Source organism: Streptomyces sp. NPDC001663, assembly GCF_042893105.1.
In the GTDB taxonomy this organism is placed as follows: domain Bacteria; phylum Actinomycetota; class Actinomycetes; order Streptomycetales; family Streptomycetaceae; genus Streptomyces.
Window position 1 is genome coordinate 129802 of sequence record NZ_JBIAUR010000010.1, and the last position, 16545, is coordinate 146346.

Sequence of the window (16545 nt, forward strand, 5' to 3'; positions counted from 1 at the left end):
TCCGGTCCGGCCAACCCGCCCGAGCTGCCGGTGCCACCCGAAGTGGCCAAGCCGCCTGAGCCGCCCGTGCTGGCTGAGTCGGCCGAGCTGTCCGAGCCGGCCAACCCGCCCGAGCTGCCGGTGCCACCAGAAGTGGCGGCCAACTCGTCTGAGCTGTCCGAGCCACCTGCGCCGCCCGAACTGGCCGAGCCGCTCATGCTGGCCAACTCGCCCGAGGCGCCCGTACCACCCGTACCACCCGAGCTGTCCGAGCCGCCCGCGCCGCCCGAACTGGCCGAGCCGCCCGTGCCGCCCGAACTGGCCGAGCCGCTCATGCTGGCCAACTCGCCCGTACCGCCCGTACCGCCCGTACCGCCCGTACCGCCCGTACCGCCCGTACCGCCCGTACCGCCCGTACCGCCCGTGCCGCCCGAACGGGCCGAGCCCCCCGCCCCAAGGTCGTCAATGCCCACCCACCCGTGCAGATCCCCCTGCGTATCGAGCACCACCGCCCACCGCGCTCCCTCCGTCCGCAGCCGCTCCGCCGCCGCCCCGGCCGTCTCGTCAAGCCGCGCGACCGGCGGCTGCTCCAGGTCGTCGGCCTCGATCTCGGTCACCGACAGCCGCTTCAACCCCCGGTCCGCGCCCACGAATTCGGCGACGTACGGCGTCGCCGGCCTACCCAGCACCGCCCCGGGCGTGTCGAACTGCTCGATCCGTCCCTGTCCGTACACGGCGATCCGGTCACCCAGCCGCACGGCCTCCTCGATGTCATGGGTGACCAGGAGCACCGTCTTGCGCACGGCGGCCTGCATCCGCAGGAACTCGTCCTGCAACTGCTCCCGTACGACGGGGTCGACCGCCCCGAACGGCTCGTCCATCAGCAGCACCGGCGGATCGGCGGCCAGCGCCCGCGCCACACCGACCCGCTGCCGTTGACCGCCGGAGAGCTGGTTCGGGTAGCGCGGCCCGTACCGCTTCGGGTCCAGGCCCACCAGTTCGAGCAGCTCGGCGGCCCGCGCCCGGGCCTTCGCCCGCTTCCAGCCGATCAGCGCCGGCACGGTCGCCGTGTTGTCGAGGATCGTCCGGTGCGGAAACAGCCCCACCTGCTGGATGACGTACCCGATACCGCGGCGCAGCCGCACCGGGTCGACGGCCGCGATGTCCTCGCCGTTCACGAGGATCCGCCCCGCGGACGGCTCGATGAGCCGGTTGACCATCATCATCGTGGTCGTCTTGCCGCAGCCGGAGGGGCCGACGAGCGTGACTAGCTCGCCCTCGGACACTTCGAAGCTCAGGTCGTCCACGGCCGTCGTACCGTCCGGATACCGCTTGGTGACCTGCTCGAACCGGATCATGTCCTCACGCTAACCGCGGTGCCCGCACGCCGCTCATCCTCACCGCCCGGCCTCCGGCGAATGGCTTACTCCGTTTTTGAACGGTTTCAATCCGGCGAACAGTCAACTCTCTTGCTGGGTGGTTCTGTTGGAATCTGCTGACTATTCATGCTGCTGGAGTGGTGGACACGTTTCACAGCCGCCACTAGCTTCAACGGCCGACCGGACTGAATCGATACAACTCCGAGCGAGCCGAAGGGACACGGCATGACCGACGGAGTCGACAGCACGAACGGCAGGACAGTGCGCCGCAGAACGGTTCTCACCACCGCGCTGGGCGCCGTGCCCGTCGCGATGGTGGGCGGGATCGGCGGCGCGGGAACGGCGTCGGCCGCACCGACAGGCGACCGCGGCGCCGTGGAGGGACTGACGGTCGAGCACCGCACGAACCCCTTGGGCGTGGACGCCGACCACCCCAGATTCGGCTGGCGCACCGCATCCGCGACCCGCGGCCGACGCCAGACCGCGTACCGCATCCTGGTGGCCTCCTCACCCGAGCGCCTGACCGCGGGCCGCGCGGACGTGTGGGACAGCGGCCGGGTCGCGTCCGCCGACTCGGTGGCGGTGCGTCATGCGGGCGGCCCGCTGAGCCCCTCGACCCGCTACCACTGGACGGTGCGCGTGTGGGACGAGGACGGCCGGGCCCTGCCCGCGGCGCCGACCGCCCACTTCGAGACCGGCCTGCTCAGCACGGACGGCACCGACGGCTGGGACGGTGCGAAGTGGATAACCATGAAGGGCAAGGCCCCGAACAGCCCTGGCTCACCTCTCCTGCGACGCCAGGCGGCACTCGACAAGGGACAGGTGCGCGAGGCCCGCCTCTACATCTCCGCCCTCGGCGTGTACGACGCCTACGTCAACGGCCGCCGGGTGACCGTGCCGCAGGGCAGAGGCACCACGCAGGAACTGCTCACGCCCGGCTGGACGAACTACGACAGCCACGTCAGCTACCTGACCTACGACGTCACCGAGTCGGTCGTGGGGGAGCGGCAGGTCACGCTCGCCGCGGTGCTGGGCAACGGCTGGTACAACGGCCGCGTCTCCGAGAACAGCACCTACTACTCCAAGGACGGCAACCGTCTGGCCCTCAAGGCCAAACTGCTGATCCGCTACGCCGACGGCTCGACGCAGAGCATCGTGACGGCACCCGGCGACGACTGGCGGGCCACGGACACCGGCCCGTACCGCGCCGACGACATCTACGACGGCCAGACCTACGACGCCCGCAAGGAGCTGCCGGGCTGGACGGCGAGCGGCTTCGACGCCTCGGCCTGGTCCGGCTCCGAGGAACACCCGTTCACGACGAAGTTCCCGGACACCAAGCTGGTCGCCTACCCCGGCGAGAGCGCCCGCCTGATGCCCGAGTGGGACCGCACACCGCACTCGATCACCGTCTGCACCGGAGTGACCGGCCAGTCGGGCAGCCCCAACGGCAGGGGCCGCATCGTCGTCGACCTGGACCGCACGGTCACCGACCCGGCCAAGGCGGCCACCGCCCGCGTCACCCTCCGCCCCGGCGACACCGCCGTCATCGACCTCGCCCAGAACATGGTCGGCGTCCCCCGCTACATGCTCCGCGGCCCGGCCGGCGCCCAAGTCACCTTCAAATTCGGCGAGATGCTCAACGACACCAGCGCCGGCGCCGACGGCCCCGAGGGCTCCGTCTACCGCGCCAACCTGCGCAGCGCGAAGGCCACCAGCACCTACACCCTCAAGGGCGACCCGGCCGGCGAGACCCACCAGGACTCGCTCACCTTCTACGGCTTCCGCTACGCCTCCGTCACCACGACCGACACCGTCACCCTCACCGGCTTCACCGGCAAGGTCGCCACCTCCGCGATCCGCGACATCGGCACCATCACCACCGACGACACCGACGTCAACCAGCTGATCAGCAACGTCCACTGGGGCCAGCGCGGCAACTACCTCTGGGTGCCCACCGACTGCCCGCAACGCGACGAACGCCTCGGCTGGACCGGCGACACTCAGCTCTTCTCCAACACCGGCCTCTACAACGCCGACGCGGTCAACTTCCTCAGCCACTTCGAGGACATCCTGATCGACTCGCAGCAGACCTACGGCCAGGACAAGGCCCAGTTCACCTGGGTCGCGCCCGGCTCCCGCTACAACCAGCCCATTCCGGCGAGCGGTTGGGCGGACTGCGGGGTCGTCGTTCCGTGGACGGTGTGGCAGATGTCCGGCGACACGACGATCATCGACCGCAGTTGGGCGGCGATGACCAAGTACCTGGACTGGATCCACAGCCGCACCGGCGACACCTACGCCGGCCAGGGAGCCATCTTCGGCGACTGGCTCGCCTTCCAGGACACCAGCACCCAGATGATCAGCGACCTCTACTACGGCTACAGCGCCCGCCTCATGACGGACATGGCCCGCGCCACCGGCCGCACCGCCGAAACCCACGCCTACGAGGACCTCTTCGCCCACATCAAACGGGCGTTCATCACCAAGTACCTGAGCACCGAGGGCGGTCGGATCAGGGTCAGGTCCAGCCTCGGCGACGCACCCCCGACCGGCGGCAAGACCGAGGACAACAGCCAGACCGCCCTGCTGTGGGTCCTCAAACTCGGCTTCTACGACACCGAGGCCCAACGCCGGTCCCTGGTCGGCCTGTTGGCGGACAACATCGGCAACGACGCCGCCTACAAGTCCGCCCACCCCGACAGCACCCGGGTGAAATACGTGGAGAACACCCTGTCCGTCGGCTTCCTCGGCGTGAACGTCCTCGCCCCCGTCCTCACCGACGAAGGGCACGCCGATCTCGCGTACAGACTGCTCCACCAGGACGCGATGCCCTCCTGGCTGTTCTCGGTGAAGAACGGCGCCACCACGGTCTGGGAGCGCTGGAACTCGTACTCGAAGCAGGACGGCTTCGGCCCGGTCGACATGAACTCCTTCAACCACTACTCCTACGGCGCGATCATGGAGTGGATGTACGAGAGCATGGCCGGCATCGCCAAGGACCCGGCGCACCCGGGCTTCAGGCACTTCTTCCTACGTCCGCACCTCGACCCCACCGGGAAGATCACCCGGGTCTCCGGCTCGCACCTCTCCCCGTACGGCGAGATCGTCAGCGCATGGACGGCGAGCGACCGCAAGCTGGACTACCGGGCCACCGTGCCCGCCAACAGCACGGCGACCCTGCGCATCCCCACGACCGACCCGGACACCGTCCGCGAGGGCCGGACGCCTCTCTCCCGTGTCCCGGGCGTCAAGTACACCGGCTTCGCGGACGGCATCGCGTCCTACGAACTGCCCTCCGGCCGCTACGAGTTGACCTCGTCGCTCGGCTGACCGCTCACCAGCACCACCTCCAGGGTGCGCGGACCGTGCACCCCCTCGACCCGGTCCAGCTCGATGTCGCTGGTCGCCGACGGACCGGAGATCCACGTCAACGGGCGGGCCGGGTCGAGGCGTTCGAGTCCCTGGGGCACCGAGGAGACGACCTGCTCCGGGACCCGTACGACACAGATGTGGTGGTCGGGCACGAGGGTGATGCGGCGGCGGCCCTGGTCGGGGGAGCCGTCGAGGACGATGGTGCCGGTCTCGGCGATGGCCACCGCGCAGGCCGTGACCACGCTGTCGATCCGGTCGAGCTCGTGCGGAGTGCTCTCGGCCAGGTCGGGCGACTGCTCGGCATCGGTCGCCGTCAGCCAGCTCGGATCCAACCCCGGCGGCACGACCACCGTCTTCGAACCCCGCTCGGCGAGCAACCGGCCGACCACAGCCGCCAGTTCGTCCGCGCCGCACCGATGCACGATCGCCCGGTAGTCCGCCAGATTCTCGGCCAGCAGATCCACCGTCTGCTCGACACTCCGCTCGCCGTGCTCCCGCAGATAGGGCCGCTCGATGGCCTGCTCATACGGCGTGTCGTCCTGCGCTACGTCGGCCAGCGCGCGCCGCACCCGGCCCAGGATCCGTTCCCTGCTGCTCACTTCGCGCCTCCCTTGCCGCCCTGCGTGCGCTGCCACCAGTCGCGGAACGGCTCCGCCGGTACCGACGGCAGATCCCGGCTGCCGCTCCACGCCTTGCCCGGCCCCGGCAGGGACCTCGGATGGAGCCGGCGGGTGCGCGAGGCGAGCCGCTGCCCGGTGCGCAGGGCGCCCGGATGCGTGAACGCCCAACGGGCCGCCCGCATGGCCGCCCGCTCGGCGGCGTGCCCCTTCGCGGGCTGCAGCACCACCTTGTTGCCCTCCCGGGTCACCTGACCGCCCTCCACGACCCGTTCCCGCAGATGCACCAGCACCTCCGGGATGTCGATCGCAACCGGGCACACCTCGTAGCAGGCACCGCACAGCGTCGAGGCGTACGGCAGCGAGGCGTCGATCTCGCTTGCCGTGCCCCGGAGTTGGGGGCTGAGGATGGCGCCGATCGGGCCCGGGTAGACCGACCCGTAGGCATGGCCGCCGGCCCGCTCGTACACCGGGCAGACGTTGAGGCAGGCCGAGCAGCGGATACAGCGCAGGGCCTGGCGGCCGACCTCGTCGGCGAGGGTGTCGGTACGGCCGTTGTCGAGCAGGACCAGATGGAAGGTCTGCGGACCGTCCTCGTCCGTAGTGCCCGTCCACATGCTCGTGTACGGGTTCATGCGCTCGGCCGTGGAGGAGCGGGGGAGGGTCTGCAGGAACACCTCCAGGTCCTGCCAGGTCGGCAGGATCTTCTCGATGCCGACGACCGAGATCAGCGTCTCGGGCAGGGTCAGGCACATCCGCCCGTTGCCCTCGGACTCGACGACCACCAGCGTGCCGGTCTCGGCGATCATGAAGTTGGCGCCGGAGATGCCGACCTTGGCGCGCAGGAACTTCTCGCGCAGGTGCAGGCGGGCGGCCTCGGCGAGCTCGGCGGGCGTGTCCGTCAGACCTTCGGGAGCCGGGCGGCCCCACTCGCTCATCTCGCGGGCGAAGATGTCGCGGATCTCGCCGCGGTTGCGGTGGATCGCCGGCACCAGGATGTGCGAGGGCCGGTCCTTGCCCAACTGCACGATCAGCTCGGCGAGGTCGGTCTCGTAGGCACGGATGCCCTCGGCCTCCAGCGCCTCGTTGAGCCCGATCTCCTGCGTGGCCATCGACTTGACCTTGACGACCTCCGACTCACCGGTCGCCTTGACCAGATCGGCCACGATCCGGTTGGCCTCGTCGGCGTCGGCGGCCCAGTGCACGGTGCCGCCCGCGGCCGTGACCGACTCCTCCAACTGCTCGAGATAGCGGTCGAGATGACGGAGCGTATGGTCCTTGATCCGCTTGCCCGCCTCCCGCAGCGCCGCCCAGTCGGACACCTCCGCGACGGCCTTCGCCCGCTTGGCGCGGATGGTGTGCGTGGCGTGCCGGAGATTGCCCCGCAGGGTCTCGTTCCGCACGGCCTCGTGTGCGGCCTTCGGAAAGGCCGGCATCCCTACGAACGTCCCGCTCATACGGTCGGGTCCTCCTCCGTGCTCGCCAGGATCTCCGCGATGTGCACGGGTCGCATGTCCGTGCTCAGCCGCGCCATCGTGCCGCCGATGTGCATCAGACAGGAGTTGTCGGCCGCGCACAGCACCTCGGCACCCGTCGACTCGGCGTTGCGCACCTTGTCCGCGCCCATCGCCGCCGAGACATCGGCGTTCTTCAGCGCGAAGGTGCCGCCGAAGCCGCAGCACTCCTCCGCCCCCGGCAACTCGACCAGCTCCAGCCCCTTCACGGCCTGCAGCAGCCGCCGCGGCCGGTCACCCAGACCGAGACCGCGCAGGCCGTGACAGGTCGGGTGGTAGGTCACCTTGTGCGGGTAGTACGCGCCGACGTCCGTCACCCCCAGCACGTCCACCAGGAACTCCGTCAGCTCGTACGTCTTCGGTACGACGGGTGCCAGGGTCGCGGAGAGGGTGTCCCCGCGCCCCTCGGCGCGGGCCCGCTCACCCATCCGCGGATACAGCTCCCGCACCATCGCCCCGCACGACCCGGAAGGCGTCACGATCGCCTCGTACTCCCCGAAGACATCGGAGAAATGCCGGGCCAGCGGCTCCGCCTCATGTCGGTACCCGGTGTTGTAGTGCGCCTGCCCGCAGCAGGTCTGCGCCATCGGGAAATCGACCTCGACGCCCAGCCTGGTCAGCAGTTTCACCACGGCGCGCCCGGTATCCGGATAGAGCGTGTCGTTGACACAGGTCAAGAACAGGGCGACACGCATCGCGGCTCCTTGAGATCGATCATCGGATGAGTGCAGCGTAGTCGGCGGACGCGGCCCAGGGGGAGACCCTGCTCACCGAGTGGCGAGCCGGGCCTCCGCCGCGCGCCAGCGCGCCACGTCGCCGCGCGGTTCGTATCGTGTCAGCGGTTGCGTCCGGGCGAGCAGTCGCCGCATGTCGGCACGATCGCCGACGAGGCCGTCGGCGCGGGCCTGCACGAGGACGTTCCCGAAGGCCGCCGCCTCGGCGGGGCCCGCCACGACCGGCAGTCCGCAGGCGTCGGCGGTGAGCTGGCACAGCAAGGCGTTGCGAGCACCGCCGCCCACGATGTGCACGACGTCCACCGACCGGTCCGCGAGCAGCTGTGCGTCTCGGACGGCCCGGCTGTGCGCCAGGGCGAGGGAGTCGAGGATGCAGCGCGTGGCCTCGGCGACGGTGCGAGGAGCCGGTTGGCCCGAGGCCCGGCATGCCTCGCTGATCCGCTCCGGCATCCGGCCGGGCGCCAGAAAAGCCGGGTCGCCCGCGTCCACGACCGACCGCAGCCCCGGCACCTCGGCGGCCGCGGGCAACAGAACGTCCAGACCCGGCTCGCCCCAGTACCGTCTGGACTCCTCGAGCAGCCACAGTCCCATGATGTTGCGCAAATAACGGACCGTGCCGTCCAGCCCCAGCTCGTTGGTGAAGTTGGCGGCCCTGCTCTCCTCGGTCAGCACCGGCGCGTCCAGTTCCAGGCCCGCCAGCGACCAGGTGCCGGTGCAGATGTAGGCGAACCGCTCGTCCACGGCGGGAACGGCGGCCACCGCGGACGCCGTGTCGTGCGACCCGACCGCGGTCACCGGGACCGGACCGCTCAGCCCCGTCTCCTCCAGCGCCTCCGGCCGCAGCACACCCGCCGGATCGCCCGGCTGCCGCAGCGGCGCGAACAGCTTCAGGTCGATGCCCAGCCGCGTGGCGACGTCATACGACCAGTCGCGCGTCCGGGGATCGATCAGCTGGGTGGTGGAGGCGTTGGTGAGCTCGGTGCCCTCCTCGCCGGTCAGCCAGTACGTCAGCAGGTCCGGGATCAGCAGCAGGCGCCTGGCCGCGGCGAGTTGGGCCGTGGAGCGGGCCGCGGTCAACTGGTACAGGGTGTTGAAGGGCGCGTACTGGAGCCCGGTCGCCGCATACAGCTCGTCGGCGGGCACGGTTTCCCACACCCTCTCCGCGACGCCCTCGGTACGCGAGTCGCGGTAGTGCACGGGATTCCCGAGCAGCGCCCCGTCCACATCCAGCAGGCCGTAGTCCACGGCCCAGCTGTCGATGCCGACCGAGTCGAGCCGCCCACCGCAGTGGGCACCCGCCGCCCGCAATCCGTTCAGGACACCGCCGTACAGAGCGAGGACGTCCCAGCGCAGCCCCTCGGGCACCCGGACCGGACGATTCAGGAACCGGTGCGCCTCCGTCAGCTCCAGGCTGTCGGGACCGACGCGGCCGACCATGACGCGCCCGCTGGACGCGCCGAGGTCGACAGCGGCGTACGACTTCACAGTGCCGCTCACCGCAGGAAGGCGGCCGCGACGCCGGCGTCGACCGGGACGTGCAGCCCCGTGGTGTGGGTCAGCTCCCCGCCGGCCAGGGCGAAGACGGCATTGGCGACATGCTCCGGCAGCACCTCACGCTTCAGGATGGTCCGCTGGGCGTAGAACTCGCCCAGCTTCTCCTCCGGCACCCCGTACACGGCCGCCCGCTGCGCACCCCAGCCGCCCGCGAAGATCCCGGAACCGCGCACCACACCGTCCGGGTTGACCCCGTTGACACGGATGCCGTGCTCGCCCAACTCGGCCGCCAGCAGACGCACTTGATGGGCCTGGTCGGCCTTGGTCGCCGAGTAGGCGATGTTGTTGGGCCCGGCGAACACGGCGTTCTTCGAGGCGATGTAGACGATGTCGCCGCCCAGCCCCTGCGCGATCATCGCCCGGGCCGCCTCCCGCGACACGAGGAAGGAACCGCGGGCCATGATGTCGTGCTGCAGATCCCAGTCACGCGCCGAAGTCTCCAGCAGCGGCTTGGAGATGGAGATACCGGCGTTGTTGACCACCAGGTCGACCCCGCCGAAGGCAAGCACGGCCGCCTTGAAGGCCGCGGCGATCTGCTCCTCGTCCGTCACGTCCACCGTCACGGCGACGGCCTTGTCCGGACCGCCCAACTCCTCCGCCACAGCAGCCGCGTTCTCCGCGTTGAGATCGGCGACGACGACACACGCCCCCTCACCGACCAGGCGCTGCGCAATGGCCTTGCCGATACCGCTGCCCGCGCCGGTGACCAGGGCGATGCGCGTGGCCAGCGGCTTGGGCTTCGGCATCCGCTGAAGCTTGGCCTCCTCCAGCGCCCAGTACTCGATGCGGAACTTCTCCGACTCCTCGATCGGCGCGTACGTCGACACGGCCTCGGACCCGCGCATCACGTTGATGGCGTTGACGTAGAACTCACCGGCCACGCGCGCGGTCTGCTTGTCCTTGCCGAAGGAGAACATGCCGACACCGGGCACCAGCACGATCGCCGGGTCGGCGCCGCGCATCGCGGGGGAGTCGGGCAGGGCGTGCCGCTGGTAGTAGGCGGCGTACTCCTCGCGGTACTCAGCGTGCAGCTCCTTGAGCCGAGCAATCGCCTCGTCGAGCGGGGCGGACGGCGGGAGGTCGAGGACGAGAGGCCGGACCTTCGTCCGCAGGAAGTGGTCGGGACAGGAGGTGCCCAGCGCGGCGAGCCGGGGGTGCTCGGCGGCGGCGAGGAAGTCGAGGACGACCTCGGACTCGGTGAAGTGCCCGACCTGCGGCTTGTCCTGGGAGGCGATCGCACGGATGTACGGCGCGAGGGCAGCCGCGCGCTCCCGCCGCTCCGAGGCCTCCAGGGCCGTGTACCCGTCGATCACGGGCCCGAACGGCTCGGGCTTCCCCCGCTCGGCGAGGAAGGCCTCGGCGGTGCGGATGATGTGCAGCGAGTTCCGCTCGCACTCCTCGGAGGTGTCACCCCAGGCGGTGATCCCGTGCCCACCGAGAATGCACCCGATGGCCTGCGGATTGGCCTCCTTGACCGCGGCGATGTCCAGCCCCAACTGGAACCCGGGCCGCCGCCACGGCACCCACACCACCGTGTCCCCGAAACACTCGGCGGTCAGCTTCTCCCCGTCGGCGGCGCAGGCGAGCGCGATCCCGGAGTCGGGGTGCAGATGATCGACGTGCGCGGCGTCCACCAAACCGTGCATCGCGGTGTCGATGGAGGGAGCGGCACCCCCCTTGCCATGCAGGCAGTAGTCGAACGCGGCGACCATCTCGTCCTCGCGCTCCACCCCCGGATAGACCCTCTGCAGGGCCCGCAACCGATCCAGCCGCAACACGGCGAGCCCGGCCTCGGTGAGCGTGCCGAGGTCACCACCGGACCCCTTCACCCACATCAAATCGACGTCACCACCGGTCACGGGATCGACATCGGCCCCCTTCGCGGAGGCGTTCCCCCCGGCGTAGTTGGTGTTCCGCGGATCGGAGCCGAGCCGATGGGATCGGGCGAGGAGGGCGGCGGCTTCGGGGTGGGGTGCCATGATCGGGTCTCTTCCTTGGGTAGTGGGGACGTTGCGGGTGTGCGGGGGCGGGGGAGTCAGGCGCCCCAGCCGGCCTGGGTGCCGCCGACACGTTCGGCGATGATGCGCTCCTGCCATCCGGAGCGGCGGTAGGCGGCGATCGGGTCGGGGTCGAGGCCCAGCTCCTGGCGGACTTCGGCGAGCAGGGGTCGTACGTCGGTGTTGTAGGCGTCCATGATCACGGCGTTGGCTTCCAGGACGTCGCCGGAGCGCTGTGCGGCGGTGAGCGCGTCGCGGTCCACGAGCAGTGCTTTCGCGGTGGCTTCCTGGACGTTCATGACGGAGCGGATGATGGCGGGGATTTTGGCTTCGATGTTGTGGCACTGGTCGAGCATGAAGGCGACGTCGGGGGTGTAGCCGCCGCCGCGGATGACCTCGTACATGATGCGGAAGAGCTGGAAGGGGTCGGCGGCGCCGACCATGAGGTCGTCGTCGGCGTAGAAGCGGGAGTTGAAGTCGAAGCCGCCGAGTTTGTCCTCGCGCAGCAGGGTGGCGACGATGAATTCGATGTTGGTGCCGGGTGCGTGGTGTCCGGTGTCGACCACGACCTGTGCCTTCTCGCCGAGCTTGAGGCAGTGGGCGTAGGCGGTGCCCCAGTCGGGGACGTCGGTGGAGTAGAAGGCGGGTTCGAAGAACTTGTACTCCAGCAGCATCCGCTGCCCGTCCCGGAGCCGGGCGTAGACCTGGGCCAGGCCTTCGGCGAGCCGGTCCTGCCGGGCCCGGAGGTCGTCCTGTCCGGGATAGTTCGTGCCGTCGGCGAACCACAGCTTCAGATCGGTGGACCCGGTGGCGTCCATGATGTCGACGCACTCCAGCAGGTGATCCAGGGCCTTGCGCCGGACCGCCGCATCCGGATGGCAGATGCTGCCCAGCTTGTAGTCGTCGTCCTGGAAGGTGTTCGAGTTGATCGCCCCGAGTGAGACCCCCAACTCCCGTGCGAAGGCCGCGAGTTTGCCGTAGTCGTCCACCTTGTCCCACGGAATGTGCAGCGCAACCGTCGGCGCCACCCCGGTGACCGCATGCACCTGCGCCGCATCGGCCAGCTTCTCCCAGGGATCGCGCGGGACGCCCGGTTGGGCAAACACCTTGAATCGCGTGCCGGAGTTGCCGTAGGCCCACGAAGGGGTCTCGATCTTCTGGGTCGCGAGTGCTGCCTTGACGGCGGACGGGTCTGGCATGACCACCTCTGAACGCTGTTTGAATCGTTTCAGGGAACCTAGCTCCAGCGCCACGACGGCGTCAAGGTGTCGGGGTACCCGCCTCCGTGTCAGTCCGTGAGAAGTGACGCCAGCCGCGCCCGAACCCTTGACGGAGCGCCGAGCCGGCCTCACGATGCCGTGAAACGTTTCACGGTCCATTCGGGAGCTGGTTACACGTGTCACCTTTGACGCGTCACTCAGCCCCTCCGTCCCCAATCTCCGCTCCGAAAGGCCGCCTTGATGAGCAACGACGCCATCTCCAGCAGGCCCGCCAAGCCCCGAGTGACCCGCGCCCAGTGGCGCCTGGCCGTCCTGTCCGGCATGGCTTCCTACCTGGACTCGGGCATCATCGTCTCCTCCGGTCTGTCCCTGGGCCTGTGGCAGAGCCGCTTCCACCTGTCGTCCTGGGGGCTCGGCACGCTCAGCGCGTCGCTGACCTTCTCCATCGCCATCGGCTCACTCGTCGGCGGCCGCCTCGCCGACCGGTTCGGCCGCAAGCGCGTCTACGGGATCGACATCCTCGTCTACGCCATCGGCGCCGCGGTGCTGGTCTTCGCCCCGAACAGCGCCTTCCTCTTCGTCGGCATGATCATCGGCGGTCTCGCGGCCGGTGCCGACCTGCCGACCTCGCTCGCCATGGTCTCCGAGCACTCCCCGCGCTCGGTGCGTGGCCGGCTGATCGGCGCGACGCAGACCATGTGGGTCGTCGGCATCACGGCCGCGATCGTGATCGGCTTCGGCACCTCCACGCTCGGCTATCTCTCCGCCCAGCTCCTCTTCGCGCACCTCGCCGTCGTCGCCCTGGTCAGCTGGGTGCTGCGCAACCGCATGCGGCTCTCCCCTGTCCTGGAGGAGGCCGAGCGCGGCGGCAGTGGCGAGGGCATCGACGGGCGGGTGCTGCGCCGCCTCGGCGCGAAGCCGATCCTCGTCCCGCTCCTCGCGACGGGCGGTTTCTACCTCGCCTGGAACCTCGCCGCCAACACCATGGGCCAGTACGGCACCTACTTCCTGACCACCGTCAGCGGCGCCTCCCAGACGCTGGCCACGGGCATCGGCCTGGTCGGCCTCCCCATCGGCCTGGTCGGCTCACTGGCCTTCGTGCGCCTCGCCGACACCCCCTGGCGCGACCGGCTGTTCTACATCTGCGCGGCGCTCCAGGTCGTGGCCTTCGCGGTGGCCGCAGCCACCGGCGGCGCCGTGATCGCGGCGATGATCTTCTTCATGCTCCTCTACAACGTCGTCAACCAGTTCGCCGGCGAGGCCAACTACAAGGTGTGGTCGCAGGAGGCGTTCCCCGAGGAACTGCGCGCCACCACACAGGGGTTGACCTACGGCCTGAGCCGCGCGCTCTGCGGTCTCGCCGGCCTCGCGACCCCCGCCCTCATGGCGGCCAGCGGCTCGGCCGTGCTGTGGATCACCACGGCATGCGTGGCGGTGTCCGGTCTCATCGGTGTGTGGATCGTCCGCAGCATCGCCCCGCAAGGTCGTGCCGTGACCGATTCCGTCGCCCTGGAGAAGGAGTCCGTCCGATGAAGGTCACCGCACCTGTCCTGGAACACCACCGCGAACCGCTCGGCATCGGTGAGCCCAGCCCCCGCCTGAGCTGGCGCACCGAGACGGACACGCCGGGCTGGGCGCAGGAGGCGTACCGGATCGAGATCACCGACCCCGACGGCACCGTCCTCGCCGACACCGGGCGCGTCGAGAGCGCCGACTCGGTGCTGGTGGCCTGGCCGGGGGAGTCGCTCGGGTCCCGCAGCCGGGTCGGGGTCCGTGTCCGCGTGTGGGGCGAGGACGCCGAGCCGTCCGCCTGGTCGCCGGTGACCTGGGCGGAGACGGGACTGCTCGCCCGTACCGACTGGACCGCCCGACCTGTCACCCCCGACCGCCAACTCGCTGACGCGCCGCTCCCGGTGGCCCTGCTGCAGCGCACCTTCACCCTCGGCAAGGCGGTCACCTCGGCCCGCCTGTACATCACCGCGTACGGCGTCTACGAGGCCGAGATCAACGGCAGCCGGGTCGGCGACCACGTCCTCGCCCCGGGCTGGACCTCGTACCACCACCGCCTGCGCTACCAGACCTTCGACGTCACCGGCCTGCTCCGCGAGGGCGACAACTCGATCGGTGCGCTGCTCGGCGAGGGTTGGTACACCGGCCGGCTCGGATTCGGCGGCGGCCGGCGCAACCTCTACGGCGAACACCGCGCTCTGCTCGCCCAGTTGGAGGCCACCCACCCCGACGGCACCGTCACCACTGTCGGCACCGACGAGGCGTGGCGCACCACGACCGGCCCGATCCTGCGCTCCGAGCTCTACGACGGCGAGGCGTACGACGCCCGGCTGGCCCGCCCCGGCTGGTCCGAACCGGGCCACGACACCTCCGATTGGTCACCCGTCACCCAACTCCCAGCCCCTGAGGCCGAGTTGGTGGCACCGACCGGCCCGCCCGTGCGCCGCACCCAGACCCTGGCCCCCGTCGAGGTCATCACCACACCCTCCGGCAGAACCGTCCTCGACTTCGGCCAGAACCTGGTCGGACGCCTGCGCATCCGCGTGTCGGGCCCGGCCGGACACACCATCACCCTGCGGCACGCGGAGGTGCTGGAGAACGGCGAACTCGGCATCCGGCCCCTGCGCCACGCCGCCGCCACCGACACGTACACGCTCGCCGGGCAGGGCGTGGAGACGTACGAACCCCGCTTCACCTTCCACGGCTTTCGGTACGCCGAAGTCGCCGACTGGCCGGGCGAGTTGGATCCGTCCGCGGTCGAAGCCGTCGTCCTGCACACCGACATGACCCGTACGGGATGGTTCGAGTCCTCGCACGAGCTCGTCAACCGGCTGCACGAGAACGTCGTCTGGGGCATGCGCGGCAACTTCCTCGACATCCCCACCGACTGCCCCCAGCGCGACGAACGCCTCGGCTGGACCGGCGACATCCAGGTCTTCGCCCCCACCGCCTCCTTCCTCTACGACTGCTCCGGCATGCTCGGCGGCTGGCTGCGCGATCTCGCCGCAGAACAGATGGCCCGCGCCGACCGCGTGCCGCCCCTGGTCGTGCCCGACGTCCTGCCCTTCGACTTCGGCGGTACCCCGCACGCCGTGTGGGCGGACGTCGCGGTGCTGCTGCCGTGGACGCTGTACCAACGCTTCGGTGACACCGAGGTGTTGCGCGCCCAGTACCCGAGCATGCGCGCCTGGGTGGAGGTCGCCGCCGAGCTCACCAAGGAGGGCGGCGGCCTGTGGCGGCAGGACTTCCAGCTCGGCGACTGGCTCGACCCGGCCGCCCCGCCCGAGGACCCGGGCGCCGCCCGCACCGACGGCGACCTGGTGGCCAACGCCTACGTCGCCCGCTCGGCCGACGTACTCGCCGAAACGGCAAGGCTGCTGGGGGAGAAGGACGACGCCGTACGGTACGAGGAGCTCGCGCGGTCCGTACGGGCGGCGTTCGCCGACGAGTTCGTCACCCCGGGCGGGCGGATGGCGAGCGATGCGCAGACCGCGTACGCACTGGCGCTGTGCTTCGCCCTGCTCCCGACGGAGCGTCAACGGCGGGGTGCCGCCGAGCGGTTGGCGTTCATCGTGCGCAAGGCCCGCTTCCGGATCGCCACCGGATTCGCCGGCACCCCGCTGATCTGCGACGCCCTGTGCGCGGGTGGGGAACCGCAACTGGCGTACCGGATGCTGCTGGAGCAGGGCTGCCCGTCCTGGCTGTATCCGGTGAGCATGGGGGCGACGACGGTGTGGGAGCGCTGGGACTCGATGCTGCCCGACGGGAGCATCAACCCGGGCGAGATGACGTCCTTCAACCACTACGCCCTCGGCGCCGTCGCCGACTGGCTGCACCGCACGGTCGCCGGCCTCGAAGCCGCCGAACCGGGCTGGCGCCGACTGCGCATCGCGCCCGTGCCCGGCGGTGACCTGACGTATGCCAAGGCCGCGCACGACACGCCGTACGGCCGTGCCGAGGCCGGCTGGCGGATCGAGGGCGACACGCTCGTGGTGGAGGTACTCGTCCCGCCGAACACCCGGGCCGAGGTCCAACTCCCGGGCGACGGCGAGCCGTTCGAGGTCGGCTCGGGCCGCCGTACGTTCCGCCGGCCGTACACCGCGCCCGCCTGGCCGCCTGCCGCGATCCGGCATCCGTTCGCCGCCGCCGAGTAGCCGGCCGAGGGAG

9 protein-coding genes and 1 pseudogene are annotated in these 16545 nt (G+C 70.4%); 3 read left to right on the top strand and 7 right to left on the bottom strand.

From position 1 onward, the window contains the following. Positions 1-407: 407 nt before the first annotated feature. Positions 408-1337 (bottom strand): annotated as a pseudogene (locus tag ACFY1L_RS30770) (ABC transporter ATP-binding protein); the annotation flags it as partial. 246 nt (positions 1338-1583) lie between these two features. Between ACFY1L_RS30770 and ACFY1L_RS30775 the strand changes: the two are divergent. After that, positions 1584-4691 (top strand): family 78 glycoside hydrolase catalytic domain, encoded by a 3108-nt coding sequence (locus ACFY1L_RS30775; RefSeq protein WP_388831330.1) that lies wholly within the window; start codon positions 1584-1586, stop codon positions 4689-4691. Here the strand turns inward: ACFY1L_RS30775 and ACFY1L_RS30780 are convergent. The 6 genes from ACFY1L_RS30780 to rhaI form a co-directional block, all read right to left on the bottom strand. Beyond that, positions 4664-5332 carry a lactate utilization protein C gene (locus ACFY1L_RS30780; RefSeq protein WP_388831332.1) on the bottom strand — a complete coding sequence of 223 codons (669 nt, stop codon included), beginning with the start codon at positions 5330-5332 and terminating at the stop codon, positions 4664-4666. The genes ACFY1L_RS30775 and ACFY1L_RS30780 overlap by 28 nt on opposite strands. Further along, positions 5329-6807 (bottom strand): LutB/LldF family L-lactate oxidation iron-sulfur protein, encoded by a 1479-nt coding sequence (locus ACFY1L_RS30785; protein WP_388831334.1) that lies wholly within the window; start codon positions 6805-6807, stop codon positions 5329-5331. The genes ACFY1L_RS30780 and ACFY1L_RS30785 overlap by 4 nt, the downstream gene beginning before the upstream one ends. Then, entirely contained in the window at positions 6804-7559 is a 756-nt protein-coding gene (locus ACFY1L_RS30790; RefSeq protein ID WP_388831336.1) for a (Fe-S)-binding protein, read from the bottom strand. The genes ACFY1L_RS30785 and ACFY1L_RS30790 overlap by 4 nt, the downstream gene beginning before the upstream one ends. 72 nt (positions 7560-7631) lie before the next feature. Further along, a complete protein-coding gene (locus ACFY1L_RS30795) occupies positions 7632-9095 on the bottom strand; it encodes a rhamnulokinase family protein (protein WP_388831338.1) in 1464 nt (487 codons plus the stop codon). Then, on the bottom strand, positions 9092-11131 hold the full coding sequence (locus tag ACFY1L_RS30800) for a bifunctional aldolase/short-chain dehydrogenase (RefSeq protein ID WP_388831340.1): 2040 nt from the start codon (positions 11129-11131) through the stop codon (positions 9092-9094). The genes ACFY1L_RS30795 and ACFY1L_RS30800 overlap by 4 nt, the downstream gene beginning before the upstream one ends. 56 nt (positions 11132-11187) lie before the next feature. Continuing rightward, positions 11188-12348, bottom strand: a complete 1161-nt coding sequence (rhaI, locus tag ACFY1L_RS30805) for an L-rhamnose isomerase (RefSeq protein WP_388831342.1) — start codon at positions 12346-12348, stop codon at positions 11188-11190. Between the two features lie 261 nt (positions 12349-12609). Between rhaI and ACFY1L_RS30810 the strand changes: the two genes are divergently transcribed. Further along, positions 12610-13902 carry an MFS transporter gene (locus ACFY1L_RS30810; RefSeq protein WP_388831344.1) on the top strand — a complete coding sequence of 431 codons (1293 nt, stop codon included), beginning with the start codon at positions 12610-12612 and terminating at the stop codon, positions 13900-13902. Next, complete coding sequence (locus tag ACFY1L_RS30815; RefSeq protein WP_388831346.1) at positions 13899-16532, top strand: family 78 glycoside hydrolase catalytic domain; 2634 nt, start codon at positions 13899-13901, stop codon at positions 16530-16532. Before ACFY1L_RS30810 ends, ACFY1L_RS30815 begins: the two co-directional genes overlap by 4 nt. The last annotated feature ends 13 nt before the right edge of the window (positions 16533-16545 follow it).